This is a genomic window from Allobosea sp. P1_A7 (assembly GCF_056406775.1).
In genome coordinates this window covers 90,138-108,794 of sequence record NZ_JBFTZN010000014.1, presented here as the reverse complement: position 1 = coordinate 108,794, position 18,657 = coordinate 90,138, and the positions used below count along the sequence as shown (strand labels likewise).

Sequence of the window (18,657 nt, the reverse complement as noted above, 5' to 3'; positions counted from 1 at the left end):
GTTCCGGCGGATCGCACAGACCAGAAATGCGCCCCATGACTACTGGAGCGAGACGCACGCTTCGCCGTCGCCCGATGGGTCGCAGATCATCTGGTCGAGCAACTGGGGGCAGGCAGGCGGCCCCGTCTTCGATTTCGTCTCGCGCCTGGATTGGCCCGACGAGGTCGCCCCTGCCGGGCAGCACGCGAGAGGCCAGTGAAATGACCCTGTTTGCAGTCAAGCGTTCCAGCCTCGGCAGGCTCGCATCCGGTGTCCTGCTGGCAGCCTGCCTGGGCGGCGGAGCCCATGCCGGAGCACCGTACCGGCTTGCCCCCGGCGATACCATCGAGATGGCCCTGGCCGGATTGCCGGATCAGCGTCAGCGCGCGACGGTCCAACTCGACGGCACGATCGCATTGCCGGCTGTCGGCTCGGTCGTCGTCGCAGGGCTCACCCCGGCAGAGTTCCAGAGCCGGATGGAGGCCTTGATGCCGACCAAGGTCTTCCGATTTCGCGCTCCAGACGGCCGCGAACAGGTCCAGGTCGTCAGGCCGGGCGACGTGACCACCTGGGTCGCCGAATACCGGCCGATCTATGTCGCCGGCGACGTGCTCACCCCCGGCCAGCAGGCCTATCGGCCGACCATGACGGTCCGGCAGGCCATTACAGTCGCCGGCGGATACAGCCTGCTTCGCTCTCGCGCCGGGCAGCTCGGCCCGGATCCTGTCGATATGAGGCGCGATCACGACTCGCTCTGGACCGAGTATCTGAAGGAATATTTCCACGCGCTGCGCGTGCGCGCTGAATTGGATGATCAGGAGACCTTTGATCTGCGCCCGCCGAGGAGTTCGCCCCTGCCCACGATCGTGGCCTCGGGCGTTGCCCAGAGCGAGGCGGAATCGCTCAAGATCTCGCTGGCCGATTTCCGCGACGAGCGGAGTTTTCTGGAGCGCGCCGTAAAGGAGGCAGGCGAACAGGTCACGGTGCTGATCCAGCGCGAGCAGGAAGAGGAAAAGGGAGTGCAGGCCGATTCCCAGGAGCTTGAGCGGGTCAATAAGCTGTTTGGAAGCGGCGCCCTCGTCAGCCAGCGTATCAGCGAGAGCCGACGCGCGCTGCTGCTATCGTCATCGCGCCGCCTGGAAACCACCGCTCAGTTGATGCGGACGCGGCTTCAGGTCGAAGAATATGGTCGCCAACTCGAGCGCGTCGCCAATCAGCGGCGGATCACTCTGTTGCGCGAGCTGAGGGACTCCAATCTACGCTTGGCGGATCTCAGCGTGAGAATTCAGGCGATCAGCGAAAAGCTCCGCCCCCTCGGCAATGTGAGCTCCATGCCAGCTGCAGGCAACGACCTTCGCTCGGAGGTCGTCATCGTCCGGAAAGCTGGCCAGCAATGGCAGCGCTTCCCCTCCACCGAGGACACCGAGGTCGAGCCGGGCGATGTCATCGAGGCCGTGTTCCGCGGAGAGGGGGCCACTGCTGCARCCGTCCAGTAACGGTCAGCAGGATCGAGACCCGACGCCGTCCGCGCATTCGTCAGGAAACGCCGAGCCAGCTGTCCGCTGCGCCCTCCCCATCGGCGTCTCGACGCGCGCATCCGGCATTGGGGCTACGTTGGGCCGCCGGCACGCGCTGGCGATCAGGCCGGGCAATCGACGTCGCCGGGCCAGGCAGCTGCCCTTGGCAAAGGCTCTGGCTGGGTTTGAAATTTCCAAGGCACCTATGGTGCGCGGGGCAGCACGTCGTTGCCAAAGAAGTCCGTTTGCCGTGGACCGCTTGCCGTGTTCGCCTGGAGATAGGCCGGGCCGCCTCGGCCGGGAGCGGGGCCCACGTCGAGATAGCTGCGCTCGGCCGAGGCACGGGGCGCTGCGGTGGATACAACGGAGGGTGAGGCGAATTCCTCGCGCGGCGTGCAGCCTGCAATACTGGTCAATAGAATAAGACTGGAAACAACCAGAGCAGCTCTCATCGCGCGATCTTTCAACTCATTTCATGGGATAATAGTATCCGAGAAAAACACGGGACCGGCAAGTTGGCGATCTCCAACGGCCTGATCCATCAATCACGTCAGAACGGCGGTCGTGGAGCTTGAACGCCGAGGCCGCGCGGGAGAACACTGCGCTCCGGCCCCCTGCTTCCAGTGATGGTCCTCAGGCTCGTGACAGGGAAGTGCCATTCATCGCCGGTACGGCTTGCTGCCGGCGCGCGAGGAGATGCCGTTCGTTCGCCTCAGCATCTCCTGGAATCAGGTCGCCATGGCTGAGGCTGCACTGACCGGTCCATGCAGGAGAGAGCTCAGCAATTCGCTCGCTCCTGACCACAGGATCTGTACACCCAGGCAGAACAGAATGAACGCCGAAAGGCGAACCGCAATTTCGGTGCCGCCTTGCCCGAGAAGCTTTTGCACGCGGACGGCATAGGTAAAGCAGAGCCAGATGCTGAGGGCGATTACGGCGATGGCAAGGAGGCTGGCGAGAACGAAAGCGACCGCGCCAGAGGACGCCGTGAACGTTGCGCGTGAAAGGCCGATACTGATCGTGACAGCGATCGTGCCGGGGCCGGTGGTCAGTGGCAGGGTCAGCGGATAGAAGGCCTGCGTCAGGAGGTTGGCGCGCGACACATCGTCCGCATGCGCGTCGAAATCCTTCTGGCTGCCTTCGTTGAGCAGCTTCCATCCGGATACCGCCACGATCAGCCCGCCCGCCACGCGCAGGATGGGGATCGAAATTCCGTAGAACTGCAGGATGAGCGCGCCCAAAAGGAACGCTCCCATCAGGACGAAGAGCGAATTCACCGCGATACGCCGCGCGAGGATGCGCCGGGTGTCGGGCACTGCGCCGCGTGTCAATCCCAGGAAAACGAGTGCTGACCCTGGCGGATTGACCACGGGAAAGATGGCTGCGAGCACGACCAGGAACGTATTGATGGCCGCCGACATTCAAGCCGGCCCGATATGGTGGGGGCTGACGATGCACAGGTTTGGGCGCTTCTCCGCGGGAGGCTGTTCTCCGGAAGGAGCAAAGCACGCATCGTCGCCCTGTCCACCCGGCTGAACGGGATGCCGTTCACCGTCGTCTCCCATCGCATCCTTCATTGCTGAGCCCTCAAATTGTCATGGCACCCAATTCAGGTTCTCCGCTGTGCTGCGCGTCCAGTGGAGCCATGGGACGGGCACCGCATCAAGCCGGACTGTGACGGACTCCCGGCTGCTCGACTGGTAAAGCCTGGTTGGCGCGGCGGATGTGGACACGGTTCATGTCTCGGCCATTGATCATCACCGTACGCCTTGCTGCATCTGGACGTCAAAGCCTGCAGTTCAGTCAAACCCTGGCTTGGAACGAGCCGTCAAACGGCAGGTACGGTCGCGCCTCGATTGTGGTGATGGTCCCTGGGGGGCGATCGGCTCGATCGGCCGCGGTCTCGCGGCGTGTCGGCGTGCTGCCGGCTAGTCTGCCGACCAGATGAGGCGTTTCAGGCGACGTGAAACATCTAACGGAGCTCGCCGGAATTCTGCTCGCCCTGCGAGCCGTCCTCGCAGGCACGCTCGCCTTTGCGCTCGCGAACCTGCTGAGACTTGAGCATCCGGTCTATTCGTTCATTGCAGCCGTCCTGACGGCCTCCTTCAGAAGATCGGCAAGTCTATTTTGATCTGCGGCGCGTCGTTCGCTAGCTCCTTCATCTTTCACTATATCGTCACCGTTCTCATSAAGCCGGACCAGTCCGACGCTGTGATGAAGAGCATCATGGCTACACCAATGTGTGCTTCTTGAGGTCCACATGAGCCTACTGGAGAGACACAAGCTCTCCGCGCCTCATGCCTGTCTTGATGGCGAGGACGATGAAGGGCTTTAGATACCTGCGGTCCTTGGGCCTCTCGCGCCGAACAGCTTGGCCAGTTCGCCCTCATGAAGCCTTCTGTCTCTGGCCTCAGAGTCCTTCGGTATCTTGATGGCTCGCACGGGATTGCTAGGGAGCGGAATGCTCCACTCCTTGATGGTGAACTCGAACACATGCCGCAGAATGACAAGCTCACGGCGCACGGTGGCAGGCTTCACCGTCTTGAGGCGTCATCCCTGTAGCGGGCCACGGAAGCCCCTGAGAGTCCTCCTAGGCGCTCCTCAGCGACCTTGTGCGTGAGCATGAACTTGATACGCGCCCTCTCGTAGCGAGCACCACGCTTGGAAGGGCTGACCTCCTCGTCATATCGCTCAAGGAGGTGCGCAACGGTCCTCGTGCGGAGATCACGGATCGAAGGTGATAGGTGGGCTGTGTCTATCTGAGCCTCAAGGCCTCTCGCCCATGCGGACGCAGCAGCCTTCGTGGGGAAACTCTTGGAGACGGGAGGGCTGCCCTCGCGCCTAACCTGAGCTTGCCAACTGGAACCTCTCTTGCGGATCGTAGCCATAAGTACCCTGTGACAGCTGTGACAGACAGGGATTCTGATGGTCTCTGAGGAGGGGATTCCAAAGCATAAGCCCTTGAGAACAAAGGCTATTTAAAATGGCGCGCCCGACACGATTCGAACGTGTGACCTTTGCCTTCGGAGGGCAACGCTCTATCCAGCTGAGCTACGGGCGCAATCCGTGGATGGTGGATAGCTGATTGCCGGACGCTCGGCAACAGGCGTTTGAACGAGGCGGCGAAGGCCGAGTTGGCAGAGCTCTCCGGTTCGTATCGTGTCGGGCGGCCGCGGTTGTGGCTGGATTTTAAGCCGCCCTCGCGAAGCCGCCGCTCATCGCCTGTTGCCAGACATGCGCAGAGGCGCGGCGCACCTTCTCGGCGGAGAAGGCCATGGGCTAGCTCTTGCCGCTGCCCTGCGTCGGCAATGCTCTCTTAGGCGCCGCTGGAATGATTCCGTCATCCGGCGCATCGAGCATGGCGCCAGCCCAGCGGCCGTGGCCGCGAGCGCTTTGGACTTGCTTCCCCGGATTGTCGAAAAGACGTGAGTGCCAGTCACTCTCCAAATCAGCCCTTTTCATCAGCGCCAACGAAATGCGCTTCATCGGCCGGAGTGCCCAGGCGCGAAGCGTATGGACGATACGCTCGGCCGCTCACTAAACGAGAGGGCACGCTCCCTGGCCAAGCTTCATGTCGCAGGCGACGATCTTGTCGGCCACTCCATCTTGACGGCGCGCCAAAAAAAATAAATTATAATTTATAATATCGGAGGCGCGACGTTGAAGATTTCTCGACTCAGGGCGATCCAGCTCGAAGCACGGTTCGCGGATGTGTTCGGCGGCATCGAGAAGGTGCCCGCAGAACTGCTCGCTCCGGCCGCTCATTTTCGGCGGATTCCCCGCACCGGCCAGGTTTCGACGCTGGTCATCGTCGAGAGCAATGACGGCGCCATCGGCTATGGCGAGGCTTTTGGCTTGCCCCATGCCGGCGCGGCGACTGCGATCATCAACGGTGTCCCTTGTGGGATCTCAAGGCGCGGGCCGCCGGCCTGCCGCTCGCGACGCTGCTGGGCGGCTCGCCGGGCCCGGTCGCGACCTATGTCAGCCCCGTCGGCTTCCAGGATCATCCCGACAAGTCGGCGCGCGCCGCGCGGGCCTATCTCGATCAGGGCTACACCGCCATCAAGCTCAAGGTCGGCCGCGGCCTCGCGATCGATATCGATCATATCGCTGCCGTGCGCGGCGAAATGGGCTCTGACAAGGCGCTCTATCTCGATGCGAATTGCGCCTATGACGTGCCTACGGCGATCGCGGTCGCCAAGGCGCTCGCTCCCTACAATATCGGCTGGTTCGAGGAGCCGGTGCCGCCTGATGATCCCCAGGCCCTCGCCGAGGTGCGCAGGGCTTCGCCCGTGCCGGTAGCAGCGGGCGAGAACGATTTTACGCTCGCCGCTCACGCCAAACTGGTCGCTGCCGATGCGGTCGATTTCCTGCAGCCAAATATTTCACGCGCGGGTGGCGTGTCGGGTCTGATGGCGATCGGCGCGCTCTGTGCGCGCTCCGGCATCCTGATGGCACCGCATGGCGTCGGCAGCTGCGTCGCCGTCTCGGCGGCAGTGCATACCTGCCGGGCGGCGCCAGCCGTCCATGGCTATGAGGCAAACCGGCTGCTGAACCCGCTGCGCGACAACATGGCGGTGCGCCCACTCGTCACGGAAGCCGGGCAACTCGTCGCTCAGGATTTCCCGGGTCACGGGGGCGAGCCGGATCTAGCACGCCTTGCCCGTTACGTCGTGAACGGCCTCGAGACCAACGCGGAGCGGGGCGATGTCATCCATATCAGTGCGTAGCCCCGGCGACATGGGCGAACTCGTCGGCAAGCCCGGCGAGACGCTCGCCGAGACCTTGCGGCGCACGCTGCTCGACATGATCGTCTTCGGCTACTTCGAGCGGGGCACGCGGCTCTATCCGGAAAAGCTCGCCGAGCATTTCAACGTCAGCCTGACTCCGGTGCGCGAGGCCCTGATGCGACTGGCGGCGGAGGGCTTCATCGAGGTCATCCAGCGGCGCGGCTATCATATCCGCGACCCCGACGCGAAGCAGGTTCTCGACCTCTGGCAGGTGCGGCTCGCAATCGAGCTGATGGCCGGCGAACTGATGATCGGACGCCTGAACGAAGGCAGCCTCGACATCACGGCTGTCGACGCGATCGAGGAGGTCCAGCGCCGCCTCGAAGTCGATCCGCAGGAGATCTCGCACAAGAATCGACATGAGCAGAACGCGAGCTTCCATCACAAGATCGTCGAGTTCAGCGGCAACGACCTGCTGCTCTCGACCTATCGCGGAATCCAGATGCAGGTGCTGAACGCCTGGATCCAGCGCGGCATCGAATCCTGGCGCACGCGCCATGCCTCGGAAGCCGTCGAGCACCGCGCCATCATCAAAGCGCTGCGCGACCGCAATCCCAACGACTACGCGAAGGCGGTGCGCGCCCATCTGGGCCGCTCGCTCAAGGACGCGCTGGCTGATCTCAAGGCCCGCAATCTGATCGAAGAACTCGCACAGAGCCGAACCTAATCGGCCGCTTTTTCATGGGGAGGAAATGAACATGAAGAGACGTCACGTTCTAAATGGCCTGGCGGCGCTCGGTTTCGTGGCTGCAGGCGCGCTTGTTCCACAGGCCCCGGTCTTGGCGCAGACCAAGACGATCCGCATGTGGACGTTCCTGAGCGCCACAGGGACGACGCCGCGCGAGGTGGCCCTGGCGCAGATCATCAAGAATTACGAGGCCGCCAATCCCGGCACGAAGATCGTCGTGGAGACGCAGGTCTGGGATCAGATGACACCGAAGTTCCTGGCGGCCCATCGCGCCGGCAACGCGCCCGACATCAGTTGGGTGGTGACCGATTTCCTTGGCGACGCGATCGGCTCCGGATCGCTGGCCGACCTCAACGAGCTGTTCATCAAAAAATGGCCGGCAGAACAGGTCAAGGACCATGCCAGCGCCTATTGGGACCTGACCAAGAAGGGCGACAAACAATATGCCTTGTTCGCCTCGCCGAACTACATCTCGATCGTCTACCGCGCGGATCTGATGAAGGCTGCCGGCATTGACCCGGCTTCGATCAAGACCTGGGATGACTTCCGCGCCGCCGCCGAGAAGCTGACGGTGAAGAACGCCGGAGGCCAGGTGACGCGCTATGGCTATGCCCAGGGCTTCAGCGAGCAGCAGGCCGACCCGCACATGATGATCCCCTATCTTCTCGGAGAGGGCGAGACGCTGTTCAAGCCGGACGGAAAAGCCAATTTCGCCAGCCCCGCGGGCGTCGCCGCCATGACCTTCGCGACCGACCTGGTCAAGAAATACAATGTCTCGCCGCCCCAATCGGCGACCTGGACGGTCGACGACCTCTTCGAACAGTTCTCCTCCGACCGCGTCGCCATGATCCAGGGCCCGAGCGTGCGCGTCTCGACGTTGCAGGCCAAGCTCGGCAAGGAGAATGTCGGCCTGATGCTTTGGCCGGGCAACGGCAAGTCCGCCCATTCGCCGGCTGTCATGGCCGGTTGGGCCGTCGGCGTCTGGTCAAAGGGCACGCAGAAGGAGGAGGCCGGCAAGTTCGTAGACTACCTGTTGGGCGCGGAAGCCGAGAAGATCTGGGTCACCATCGGCGGGCAGTCGCCCCTGATGGGATCAACGGCGAAGGCGGTCGCCCCCTTCGTCGACCAGCCGGGCAACGGCTATATCCGCGTCGCCGCCGAGGGGGCGAGCAAATATGGCTGGCTCACTCCGATTGAGTTCAATGTCGGCGGCTACCGGCAGGCGCTGAACAAGGCGACGCAACGCATCATCGTCGAAGGCGTCGCCGTCAAGGCGGCCCTCGAAGAGGCAGAAACCCGCTTCAACCGTCAGAACAATCGCTGACGTGAGCCAGGCGGAGTCGAATCCGGCTCCGCCTTCGATCAGGGATCGCTCTCGATGACGATGTATTCGCGCCTCGCCGGCGTCAATTACGTGCTGCCTGCGATGGCCCTGCTCATGCTGGTGCTGTTCTCGCCGGTCCTCTACGGCTTCTGGTTCAGCCTGTTCCGCATCCAGTATGGCGCGCCGACGGATTTCGCGGGCCTGGAAAACTATGCACGGCTGCTCGACGATCCAGTGCTCGCCGCCACGTTCGAGCGCAGCGCGCTGTTCACCTGCGCCGCCGTCGCGCTGACACTGGTCATCGCGCTTGCTCTCGCCGTCTGGATCAACCGACTCGGCCAGCGGCTCGGCTTCGTCGTCCAGATGATCGTCATCCTGCCCTGGATCATCTCGACGGTGGTGGCGACGCTGCTGTTCCGCTGGGTCTTCGTCAGCGATATCGGGCTGGTGGGATCGCTGATCCKGATGGCGGGCATCCCCGACGTGCAGCTCCTCAACAGCCCCGGCAGCGCCATGGCCTTGCTGATTGGCGTCTCGGTGTGGAAGCGGGTTGGCTATGCCGTGATCATCCTGCTCGCGGGGCTCAAGGGCATTCCCGACGATTACGAGGAAGCCGCCAAGATCGATGGCGCCAATCCTTGGCAGATCTTCTGGCTGATCGTGCTGCCGCTCTTGAAGACTCCGCTGTTGCTGGTCACGATCGTGCTGACCCTGTCCAACCTTAATACCGTCGAGACACCGCTCGTCCTGACCGGCGGCGGACCGGGCGATGCGACACGAATCCTGCCGATCGAGGTGTTCGACCGCGCCTTCGTGAATTTTGACCTCGGCTCGGCCACGGCGCTCGCCCTGGTGATGTTTGCCGGCAATATCCTGCTCGTCCTGGCCTATGTCAGGCTCGCGAAGTGGAAGACGTGATGAGCGCTGCCTCTTCCGCCGCTCATCCCAGGCCCGTCCCAGCGCAGAATGCCCAGCCGGTCGGAGCCCGCGCGATCCTGCCCGGCCCGCTCGGCTTCGTCATCGCCGCCCTCTTCCTGGTGCTGGCCGGCCTCAATTTGCTGCCCCTGTTCTGGGGCGTGCTCACCTCGCTCAAGTCGCAACCGGCCCTGTTCAGGACGCCTCCGGTGCTGTTTGATTTCATACCGACGGCCGAGAACTACCAGCGCGTCGTCGACAGCGGCTTTCTCGGCAATATGCGTGTGAGCGTGTTCTATTGCGTGGTCACGGTGGCGAGCGTGCTGCTGCTCGCGCTGCCTGCCGCCTATGCCTTCGACCGCTTCGATTTCCCACTGCGCCGGGCGCTGTTCATGCTCGTCGTCGCCAGCATTCCGCTGTCGCTCGGCGCGGCCGCGCTGCTGATCCCGAACTATCTGTATTTCACCCGGCTGGGCCTGACCAATTCCTGGTTCACGCTGCCGGTGATCTACACCGCCTACCAGCTGCCGATGGCGATTTGGATCATCAAGGGCTCGCTGGAAGCCATCCCGCGCGAACTCGATGAGGCCGCGATCATAGACGGCGCCACGCATTTCCAGATCCTGACGCGCGTGATGCTGCCCCTGACGCGGCCCGCACTGGGCGCGGCCGGGGTGCTGACCTTCGTCGCCTGCTGGAACGAATTCGTGGCCGGCTCGGTGATGATCGACACGCCGGACCTGCGGCCGATCCAGCCGGCGATCTACAATTTCATCGGCTATTTCGGGCGCGAATGGGGCCCTCTGACAGCCTCCGCGACGCTCGCCATTCTCCCCATCCTCATCGCATTCGCCTTGCTCAGCCGCCTCATCGTGTCCGGCCTGACCAAGGGTTCGGTCAAGGGCTGAGACATGCATACCATCTCCAATATCGGCTGCGACGAGGCTGAGGCCGTCATCACTGCCGCAGCCAGGGAAGCGGCGCAGATCGGCGTGCCGCAGAACATCGCGATCGTCGATGCCGCTGGCCACCTGGTGGCCTTCCGCCGAATGGACGGGGCGAAATTCACCTCGATCGAGATCGCGCTGGCAAAGGCCTTCACTGCGGCCGGCACCCTGGTCGAGACCCGGGCGATCGGGCCCAAGACCCTACCGGGTGAACCCGGCTTCGGCATCCAGAACATGCATGGCGGCCGCTTTACCACGCTCGCCGGCGGCATGCCGCTGAGAGCCGGGACACAGGTGGTCGGCGCGATCGGCGTCAGCTCTGGCTCGACCGCTCAGGACCAGCAGGTGGCCGAGGCCGGGGCGGCTGCCTTCGCTGCCCTCGGCCTCTCCGCCTGATCCGCCTTTCCCTGCCTCTGCAAGCATCGTGAGCCTCACCATGTGGGATATCATCATCGTGGGCGGCGGTTCGGCCGGCTGCGTCCTGGCCAATCGCCTCTCCGCCGACCTATCGAGAAAGGTCCTGCTGATCGAGGCCGGGCGCGACCTCAAGCCCGGGGAGGAAGGTGCGGCGATCCTCGACACTTATCCCGGCAAGGCCGCGTTCGACCCGCAGAACCACTGGCCGGACCTGCTGGTGCAGACTCAGCCGCATCTTCACAATGTGGCCAACCGTCCGCCCGCAAAGCGCTACGAGCAACCGATGCTGATCGGCGGTGGCTCCAGCATCAACGGCCAGATCGCCAATCGCGGCACGCCCGACGACTACAACGAATGGGGTCAGGCCGGCGCCGAGGGCTGGGACTGGGACGCCGTGCTACCCTATTTCATCAAGGCTGAGACGGATCTGGACTATTCGGGACCGCTGCACGGCAAGAGCGGGCCGATCCCGATCCACCGCATCCCGCATGAGCGCTGGCCTGCCTTCTCCATTGCCGCCGAGGCCGCCATGGAAGCGCAGGGTTTACCAGACATCAAGGACCAGAACGGTGCCTTCGGCGACGGGCATTTTGCTATAACGCTGTCAAACAACGGGCAGCATCGCGTGTCGACCGCCATGGCCTATCTCGACGCCGCGACCCGGCGACGGCCCAATCTCACGATCATGACCAACACTCAGGTGCTCACTCTGGCGATGCAGGGCAATCAGGTCGTCGGCGTCGACATCGCAAGGGGCAAGGGCCAGGAAAGGCTGGCGGCCCGCGAGGTCGTGGTGTCCTCCGGCAGCATGCACTCGCCGGCCCTGCTGATGCGCTCCGGCATCGGCCCAGGCGGGCATCTGCGCTCGCTCGGCATCGAGGTCCGGGCCAATCTGCAGGGCGTGGGCGCCAATCTGCAGGAGCACCCCGGCATCTCGCTCTCGGGCTACATCAAGCCAGCGGCGCGGCTCGGCAACTCGACGCGCCGCCATATCCATGTCGGCATGCGCTACAGTTCCGGCGTCGAGGAGTGCGGGCCGTCCGACATGTTCCTGATGGTCGCCGCCAAATCCGCCTGGCATCCGCTGGGACCGCGGATCGGCACAATCATCTCCTGGATCAATAAGGCTCATTCGCGCGGCGAGGTGCGGCTGGCATCGTCGGATCCGCGCAAGGAGCCGACAGCGGACTTCAATTATCTCTCCGACCATCGCGATCTCCAGCGCATGGGCGCGGCCGTCCACCTTATTGCAAGGCTCTTTGCCACGCGGCCCCTTGCCGATCTCGTCGAGATGCCGGGCGCCTCGAGCTATAGCGGCTTTGCCAAGTCGCTGGGCCGCCAGACCGTGCGCAACTACCTGATCACCGCGCCGATTGCGCTCGCCATCGATGCTCTGCCGCCGCTGCGAAAGCTGTTCTTCCAGCGCGCCGTCTCAAGCGGCATCAGCTTGCAATCGCTGCTGAACGAGCCCGACATCCTCGAGGCCTACGTCAAGGCACATGCCTTCGGCCAATGGCACTGCTGCGGAACCTGCCGCATGGGCGCTGCGGTCGACCCCGACGCGGTCGTGGACGGCGCCACGGGGCGGGTGCATGGCGTGGGCGGCCTCAGCGTCGTCGATGCCTCGATCATGCCCACCGCGCCACGCGCGAACCTGAACCTGCCGGTGATCATGATGGCCGAGCGCATGGCAGACCTGATCGCGGCCCGACCAACCTAGGCTATACCTGCCAGTGCGGACGGACGTGGCAGCATCGTCGAACATGCCGATCACCGAGCGAGCGGCACGCTGAACGCCACCGCCCAGCCGGAGATCAACGACGAGGCGCCTCGATCTACGGCCGAATACTGGTCAGGTTGGGCACGATCGTGGGCTGGTCGAGCGCGGCGAAGCAGATTTCGCAGCACGCCCTCTAAGCCGCAATGAACCCCGGCGCCTGGTCAAAACTCGCCAACTGTGGATCGGACGAGGAGTGCCGGCCCCTGCGTCGGATTGAATGGCCCAGACAGCACCAGGGGATGTCGTCTTTTCTGTCCATGCGGAATCGAAGCCGACGATGGTTCAGAAGCAACAACTCATTTTGGGTTAGTTCACCGAGCTGATGTTCTGCGCGACAGCACCGGCTAATCCAAATTTGCGGTGCGATTTTGCGTCAGGGCTACCTAACGCCGCCAGCCAGTCACGCGCTCGCGCAGCCGGGACACGCTGCAGCCGGTGCAGCACGTCGTCATCGAAATGCTCGGCGCGACAAAGAGAGCGTGCGTCTGCGCAGATGCGATCGAATAGGTGCGCGGTCACGAAAGTATCTGCACTCGCTCGATGGAGCCGTCCAGGGAACGAAATGCCCATCTCTTCGATGAGGCCGCCCAATCGATAACTCTTCCGGCCCGGAAACATGCGCCGAGCCAACAGCAGAGTGCAAAGAGTGCGAACGGGCTGCCCCTCAAGGAATTCACTCGCCTCGTGCTCGTAGAATTTTCGGTCGAAGCCCGCGTTGTGGCAAACGACGGGCGACGATCCAATGAAGGAAGCCAGCTGACGCATGGCTATAGCCGAGGTCGGTGCACCGCTCAGCATCGCAGTGGTTATTCCGGTGATCTGAGTGATCTCCTGGGGCACGCGAACGCCTGGGTCGACAAAGGTGAGTAACTCGTGGCCCGCTCGACCATCCAGCACTTCGCGGGCTGATACTTCAATCACACGAGCCCCCAAGGCAGGGCTGAGGCCGGTCGTCTCGAAGTCGAGCACGACAAAGCGTCCGCCGGGAATGCTGTTCAAGGTAGAGACTCCTGGCGCCTGCTTCGTTGATTCGAGGACAGGATATCATTCAAGGACGGTCGGCCGCGCCTGAAGTCCTCGGGCATTCGGGCGGGGGGATATAACCGAATGGGGCGGCTCGTTGACCATTTATCTGCGGCAGGCGGACTAGAGAGATGACGCTGCACAGCGGGGGGGCATCGGCAGCAATCATCGCTTTAGAAGTGCTCCGTCGATGACGAAGACGGTGTCTCTGGTGGCTCATTGGGATCACGACTCGCGTCGGATTTTTGAGGCGAAGCTTTTGGAAATTAAAGGGATTTATCTCGCGCTCGGCAAACTCAAATCCAGCTTCGGAGGGCAACGCTCTATCCAGCTGAGCTACGGGCGCAATCCGTGGATGGTGGATCGCTGATTGCCGGACGCTCGGCAACAGGCGTTTGATCGAAGGCCGAACTGGAGACGGCACTGGTTCAAATCCTGTTGGGCGGGCCGATTAAGTCGAAGTTAATATTCCGGGGCTGGCAGCCGTGGCGGACCGGCGTCTCGTTGCGATCATCAGGGGCAGCTTGCCGGATGGGGCCATGCCCACTTCACGACGGATGCATCCGCCTATCGGCCGGCCGCGCCCCGAAGCGCCGCCGACCGATTGGTCCGTTTCGATGATCCGTGGCCAATCGATCGTCACTCCAGTGCGGGCAACGGGCTCGCGGAGGGCGCGTGCCAAGCGGCGGTTTTCAGCCTTCGGTTCAGAGCGGCAAGAAACGCCATGCACATAGATTGGGACGCAGGGCGATGGCAGGTTCGGCTGCTTGGCCTAGATTGATGCGTTCGCATTCGCGCGCACTCTTGAACAAGGAGCCCCATAATGATCCGTTCGATCACATTCGCCGGCTTTATCGGCCTCGGCCTCTTCCTCGCAGGCTGCAACCCTGAGTCTCAGTCGCAGCGCACGCTTGGCGGCGCTGCAATTGGCGCTGGCGGCGGTGCGCTCATTGGTGGGATCGCGGGCGGCGGACGGGGGGCCGCGATCGGTGCCCTCGCTGGTGGCGTGACCGGTGCGGTCGTCGGCCGGGCGACAACCCCGAACAACTGCATCTTCCAGGACAGGAGCGGTCGCCGTTTCACGGGGCCCTGCCCATAAGGCGCGCCTGAGCGCAGCTGCGGGCCAAAGGGCCGGCCGCCTGGCAGCATCTGGTCTTGTACACGGCCGCTCCGATGGGGTGGTCGGGCCAAGACCGCAACCCTATCGGGGCGGCCCGTCGCACCGGCGACGGTCCRGCCTTCATGAGTGAACGAAACTGCGTCGGATGCCGAAGCAGTCAATGGCGGGATTCCGAGCCAGGACCTGATTGCCGGTTGCAATTTGATCGAGCGGTTGGACCGAATCGGCTATGTGCCGGAATGTCAGTTACGTAACCAGCCATCGTGCGACGGTGCCGGAGAGCGAATGAGGCTGCTTGCTGAGAAGGGCGTGAAGGCCATCTGGCTGATGGCCACGCTCATCCTCTGCGCCTGCTCGGCTGCGGATGTCGGGCCCGTCAATAGTCACGCGGAGAAGACGCCGCCACCGTCGCCGGAATTCGTCCCCGATCGCGGGGATGACGGCTCGATGGTCGTTGGCCTCGCCTTCTCGGGAGGTGGCGTTCGCGCTTCAGCCTTTTCCTACGGCGTCCTGCGTGCGCTTGACGATATCGTCGTCGACGAGAAGCCTTATCGACGTACGATGGTCGATAATGTCCGGATGATTTCCGGGGTCTCCGGCGGCGCCATTACCGCGGCCTATTTCGGCTATCGTGGCCGCGACGACTACCGTGATTTCGATGATCGCTTCTTGTTCCAGCACGCAGAAGCGAGCATGGAAACATCGCTGGCGTCACCCTTCAGCCTGTCCCGGGCAGTGGCTGGCGGCGTCAATGACCGAAATACCTTTGCACGCTGGTTGAACGATAATCTGTTCGATGGGGCAGATTTTACCCGTTTCAAATGGGCGAACGCACCGTCCGTCTGGATCAGCGCTTCGGATATCTACAATCGGACGCCTTTTCTATTTAGCTACGATACCTTTGCGGCGCTCTGCAGTGATCTCGACAAGCTGAAGATTTCGGATGCGGTGGCAGCCTCCGCCGCCGTGCCTGTCGTCTTTGCGCCCGTCGTGCTGGCTGCCACCAAACAGGATTGCGGCTATAGCCGCCCCGCCTGGTTGAAGGAGGCGCTGAGTGGCTCCAACCCATCCACGCGACTGACGGCCTACGCCAACGCATTGCACTCCTATCATGCCGAAGACGGCATCAAGTTTGTGCGGCTGATGGATGGCGGGCTGACGGACAATCTGGGCATAACGGGTTTCGTCCTCGAAAGAAGCGCGTCAAAGACACCGCACGGACCATTATCGGCGGAGCAGGCCGTCAAGCTGCGCCATTTCCTGTTCATCGTTGCCGATGCTGGCCGCGGGCAAACGGATGATTGGGGGGCTTCGATGAATGGCCCCTGGCTGGCGCCGCTGGTCGAAGCGGCAATCGATACCGGCATGACCTCATCGTCTCGCCATGGTCTCGACGCTTTGAACTTTGCCGTCGAAAGGTGGAAGGAGCGGGTGGTCCGCTATCGTTGCGGGTTGCCGTTGGAAACCGTGCGCCGGATCCGGGGCAGCGCTGACGGCTGGGACTGCCGTAAGGTGGATTTCAAGGTCGAACACCTTGAATTCGCTGATCTGGAACAGAACGTCGCGTCCCACCTGAACCGCGTCGAAACGCGGCTCTCGCTGCCGCGCGAGCAGGTCGAGCTGCTCATCGAGGCCGGAAGGACGGTTGTTCACCGGAGCGCGGCCGTGAAGCAGGCGGTCGACGATGTCCGCCGCGCTGCGGGCGTCAGCGGGGGAAATTGATCGCGAGGCCCCTGTCGTTCAGACAACGGCGCGTCTGCCAGAACCCGGCCTAACCAAATGGATTGAACGGCGTCGGGAAACGTCCGGTGGGAGCGATTTCCGCATAGGCCGATCGCGCAATCAGCTGTCCGGCTCCGGGCTGCGCAAGCACATTGGTGCCGTCGAAGATCAACTGGCCGCGCTGGTAGGTCGCAGTGGGGTAGCCGAGCACCTCGAGCCCCTCATAGGGCGTGTAGTCGCTGCCATGGTGCTGCAGCGCGTTGGTCAGGCGCATGCGCTTGGTCGGATCGAAGACGACGATATCGGCATCGGCGCCGATCGCGATGGAACCCTTGCGCGGGGCAAGCCCGAAACGGCGCGCCGGATTGGTCGCAACGAGCGAGACGAACGTGCGCAGATCGATGCGCCCCTTGGCGACCCCCTCGGAATAGAGAATCGGCAAGCGCGCTGCGAGGCCGGGAACGCCGTTCGGGATCTTGTTGAAGGGGGCCGTTTCGCCGTGCTGCTTCTTGCCGCGCGGATCGTCGAAACGCAGCGGCGAGTGATCGGACGAGACGATATCGATGACGCCGTCTCGGATGAGCTGCCAGAGCGCCTCGCGATCGGATGGCGGCCGCAGCGCCGGCGAGATCATGAACTTGGCGCCTTCGAAGCCCGGCCGGTCCATGTCGGATTCGCCGAGCACGAGATACTGCGTGCAGGTCTCCGCCCAGGCCTTCTGGCCGCGGGCCTGGGCCCGCGCCACCTCCTCCCCGGACTGTGCGCCCGAGACGTGGAAGACCTGGACCGGGGTGTCGAGCGCCTCCGCCAGCGCCAGAATGCGGTGGGTCGCTTCGCGTTCGACCACCATGGGTTTCGCCCAGGCAAGATGCTTTGGTGCGCTCAGCCCTGCCGCCAGCAGCGCCTGCGTCAGCCAGCCGATCAGTTCGTGATGTTCGGCATGCACGCAGACGAGTGCTCCGGCACGTCGCGCCGCCGCGAGCGTCTGCAGGATCTGCGCATCGGCGAGGCGATTGCTCTCATAGGTCATGAAGACCTTCACGGAGCGATGCCCCGCTGCAACCAGCGCCGGYAGTTCTCGCTCGATCACCTCGGGCGTCGGGTCGTTGATCAGCAGGTGAAAACCGTGATCGATGCGCGCCTGCTTCGCTTTCGCGCCATAGGCCGCAACCGCCTCGGCAAGCGACCCGCCGCGCGTCTGAGGCGCGTGGCAGACGATCGTTGTCGTGCCGCCCGCCGCAGCTGACGCTGTCCCGCTCGCAAAATCRTCGGCGATGTCGGCGCCGGACGAGAAGGGCTGGTCGAGATGCACATGCGTGTCGACCCCGCCCGGAAGGACCAGCAATCCCTTCGCATCGATATCGGTGTCGCCTCGAGGCAGACCGGCGCCGATCGCGGCAATCAACCCATCCTTGACGCCGACATCGCAAACAGAGATGTCGGACGCGGTCACCGTCGTTCCGCCACGAATGACGAGATCGAAATCGCTCATTGCAGTTCTCCGGTTCTGGCGGCTGGCTCGCCATTCACAAGCCGGCGCGGCTGCGCCGCAGTCTCGAGGGGATGATGAAGACGGAATTGCGCGTCCGGTTGGGCGAGCGGAGCTTTGGCGTCGAGCGGCCTTGGGGCGATTTGTCCCAAACGTCGGGAAAGATCACCGACGTCACGAACGATGCCGAAGGTCGCGCCTATGTGCTGCTGCGCTCCGACGTCGCGGTCGACGCTCCCGGCCCCTGCGTCGTGGTTCTCGACCGTGAGGGATGCCGGATCGCGAGCTGGGGCGAAGGTCTCTGCGTCGATGCGCACAAGATTGCGGCAGGCCCCGATGGCGTGATCGCCATTGTCGATCGTGATGCTCACCGCATCCTGTTCTGCGACCGGGATGGCGCGGTGCGGAGCCAGATCGGCGAGACGCATCAGCCGGGCGCGCCGTTCAGTCATCCCAGCGATATCGCCTTTGCCCCGGACGGAGGATTCTATGTGGCGGATGGCTATGGCCACGCGCTCGTGCATCGTTTCGACCGCGCCGGGCGGCATCTGTCGAGCTGGGGCTCCGTCGGCACGGCGCCGGGCGCGTTCCTGACGCCACATGGCATCTGCGTTCTCAGCGATGGCCGCGTGATCGTCGCCGATCGCGAGAACAGCCGCGTGCAGGCCTTCACAGCCACCGGCGATCTGCTCGCCATCTGGGATGGGTTTCTGCGGCCGCAGGATGTCGTCGCCGATGCCGCCGATCGCATCCATGTCTGCGATTCGATTCCCACGCTCAGCCTGCTCGCCCCTGATGGGAGCCTGCTCGGCCGCTGTCGTCCTGTGCTGAACGGTGCGCATGGCATGTGGCTCGCGCCGAACGGCGACATACTCCTTGCGGAGACCAGCCCCAACCGCCTGACGCGGCTGTTCCCGGTCTAAGGCATCGGCCCGAACGTTGGATT

Annotated in this window: 16 protein-coding genes, 1 tRNA gene and 1 pseudogene; 13 read left to right on the top strand and 5 right to left on the bottom strand. The window is 63.6% G+C overall.

Going from position 1 to position 18,657, the window contains the following annotated elements:
• Together AC1D34_RS04105 and AC1D34_RS04100 are read left to right on the top strand one after the other, a co-directional pair.
• Positions 1-199: pseudogene (locus AC1D34_RS04105) on the top strand (hypothetical protein); the annotation flags it as partial.
• A gap of 1 nt (position 200) precedes the next feature.
• A complete protein-coding gene (locus AC1D34_RS04100; protein ID WP_476823549.1) occupies positions 201-1,475 on the top strand; it encodes a polysaccharide biosynthesis/export family protein in 1,275 nt (424 codons plus the stop codon).
• A gap of 749 nt (positions 1,476-2,224) precedes the next feature.
• On the opposite strand, the gene AC1D34_RS04095 is transcribed toward AC1D34_RS04100, so the two are convergent.
• The 3 genes from AC1D34_RS04095 to AC1D34_RS04085 form a co-directional block, all read right to left on the bottom strand.
• Positions 2,225-2,917, bottom strand: a complete 693-nt coding sequence (locus tag AC1D34_RS04095) for a MarC family protein (protein ID WP_441490657.1) — start codon at positions 2,915-2,917, stop codon at positions 2,225-2,227.
• A 1,563-nt stretch (positions 2,918-4,480) separates the two neighbouring features.
• Positions 4,481-4,557: transfer RNA gene (locus AC1D34_RS04090), tRNA-Arg, on the bottom strand.
• Positions 4,558-5,033: 476 nt separating this feature from the next.
• A complete protein-coding gene (locus AC1D34_RS04085; protein ID WP_476823548.1) occupies positions 5,034-5,360 on the bottom strand; it encodes a hypothetical protein in 327 nt (108 codons plus the stop codon).
• A 35-nt stretch (positions 5,361-5,395) separates the two neighbouring features.
• Between AC1D34_RS04085 and AC1D34_RS04080 the strand changes: the two genes are divergently transcribed.
• Genes AC1D34_RS04080 through AC1D34_RS04050 form a run of 7 tightly spaced genes read left to right on the top strand, consistent with a single transcriptional unit; the run spans position 5,396 to position 12,297 of the window.
• Positions 5,396-6,226: a mandelate racemase/muconate lactonizing enzyme family protein gene (locus tag AC1D34_RS04080; protein ID WP_476823547.1), complete on the top strand. Its 831-nt coding sequence runs from the start codon at positions 5,396-5,398 to the stop codon at positions 6,224-6,226.
• Entirely contained in the window at positions 6,204-6,953 is a 750-nt protein-coding gene (locus AC1D34_RS04075) for a GntR family transcriptional regulator (RefSeq protein WP_441504887.1), read from the top strand. Before AC1D34_RS04080 ends, AC1D34_RS04075 begins: the two co-directional genes overlap by 23 nt.
• A gap of 31 nt (positions 6,954-6,984) precedes the next feature.
• Entirely contained in the window at positions 6,985-8,298 is a 1,314-nt protein-coding gene (locus AC1D34_RS04070) for an ABC transporter substrate-binding protein (protein WP_476823546.1), read from the top strand.
• Positions 8,299-8,352: 54 nt separating this feature from the next.
• Entirely contained in the window at positions 8,353-9,216 is an 864-nt protein-coding gene (locus tag AC1D34_RS04065; RefSeq protein WP_476823545.1) for a carbohydrate ABC transporter permease, read from the top strand.
• On the top strand, positions 9,216-10,121 hold the full coding sequence (locus AC1D34_RS04060) for a carbohydrate ABC transporter permease (RefSeq protein WP_476823544.1): 906 nt from the start codon (positions 9,216-9,218) through the stop codon (positions 10,119-10,121). The genes AC1D34_RS04065 and AC1D34_RS04060 overlap by 1 nt, the downstream gene beginning before the upstream one ends.
• A 3-nt stretch (positions 10,122-10,124) precedes the next feature.
• The gene (locus AC1D34_RS04055) at positions 10,125-10,556 is read left to right on the top strand and encodes a GlcG/HbpS family heme-binding protein (RefSeq protein ID WP_441490679.1); all 432 of its coding nucleotides are present in this window, start codon (positions 10,125-10,127) and stop codon (positions 10,554-10,556) included.
• Between the two features lie 40 nt (positions 10,557-10,596).
• Positions 10,597-12,297, top strand: coding sequence for a GMC family oxidoreductase (locus tag AC1D34_RS04050; protein WP_441490680.1), 1,701 nt, complete (start codon positions 10,597-10,599; stop codon positions 12,295-12,297).
• 366 nt (positions 12,298-12,663) lie between these two features.
• Here the strand turns inward: AC1D34_RS04050 and AC1D34_RS04045 are convergent, their stop codons facing one another.
• Complete coding sequence (locus tag AC1D34_RS04045; protein WP_476823543.1) at positions 12,664-13,356, bottom strand: 3'-5' exonuclease; 693 nt, start codon at positions 13,354-13,356, stop codon at positions 12,664-12,666.
• Between the two features lie 214 nt (positions 13,357-13,570).
• Here AC1D34_RS04045 and AC1D34_RS04040 point away from each other — a divergent pair, with 214 nt between their 5' ends.
• From AC1D34_RS04040 to AC1D34_RS04030, 3 genes are all read left to right on the top strand, one after another.
• On the top strand, positions 13,571-13,750 hold the full coding sequence (locus AC1D34_RS04040) for a hypothetical protein (protein ID WP_441490682.1): 180 nt from the start codon (positions 13,571-13,573) through the stop codon (positions 13,748-13,750).
• Positions 13,751-14,203: 453 nt separating this feature from the next.
• The gene (locus AC1D34_RS04035; protein WP_441490683.1) at positions 14,204-14,479 is read left to right on the top strand and encodes a YMGG-like glycine zipper-containing protein; all 276 of its coding nucleotides are present in this window, start codon (positions 14,204-14,206) and stop codon (positions 14,477-14,479) included.
• Positions 14,480-14,785: 306 nt separating this feature from the next.
• Complete coding sequence (locus tag AC1D34_RS04030) at positions 14,786-16,222, top strand: patatin-like phospholipase family protein (protein WP_476823542.1); 1,437 nt, start codon at positions 14,786-14,788, stop codon at positions 16,220-16,222.
• A 49-nt stretch (positions 16,223-16,271) separates the two neighbouring features.
• Here AC1D34_RS04030 and hydA read toward each other — a convergent pair whose 3' ends face one another.
• Positions 16,272-17,714 carry a dihydropyrimidinase gene (hydA, locus tag AC1D34_RS04025; protein ID WP_441490685.1) on the bottom strand — a complete coding sequence of 481 codons (1,443 nt, stop codon included), beginning with the start codon at positions 17,712-17,714 and terminating at the stop codon, positions 16,272-16,274.
• Between hydA and AC1D34_RS04020 the strand changes: the two genes are divergently transcribed.
• Positions 17,714-18,634 carry an NHL repeat-containing protein gene (locus AC1D34_RS04020; protein ID WP_441490686.1) on the top strand — a complete coding sequence of 307 codons (921 nt, stop codon included), beginning with the start codon at positions 17,714-17,716 and terminating at the stop codon, positions 18,632-18,634. The two genes, hydA and AC1D34_RS04020, sit on opposite strands and share 1 nt — an antisense overlap.
• Positions 18,635-18,657: the final 23 nt, after the last annotated feature.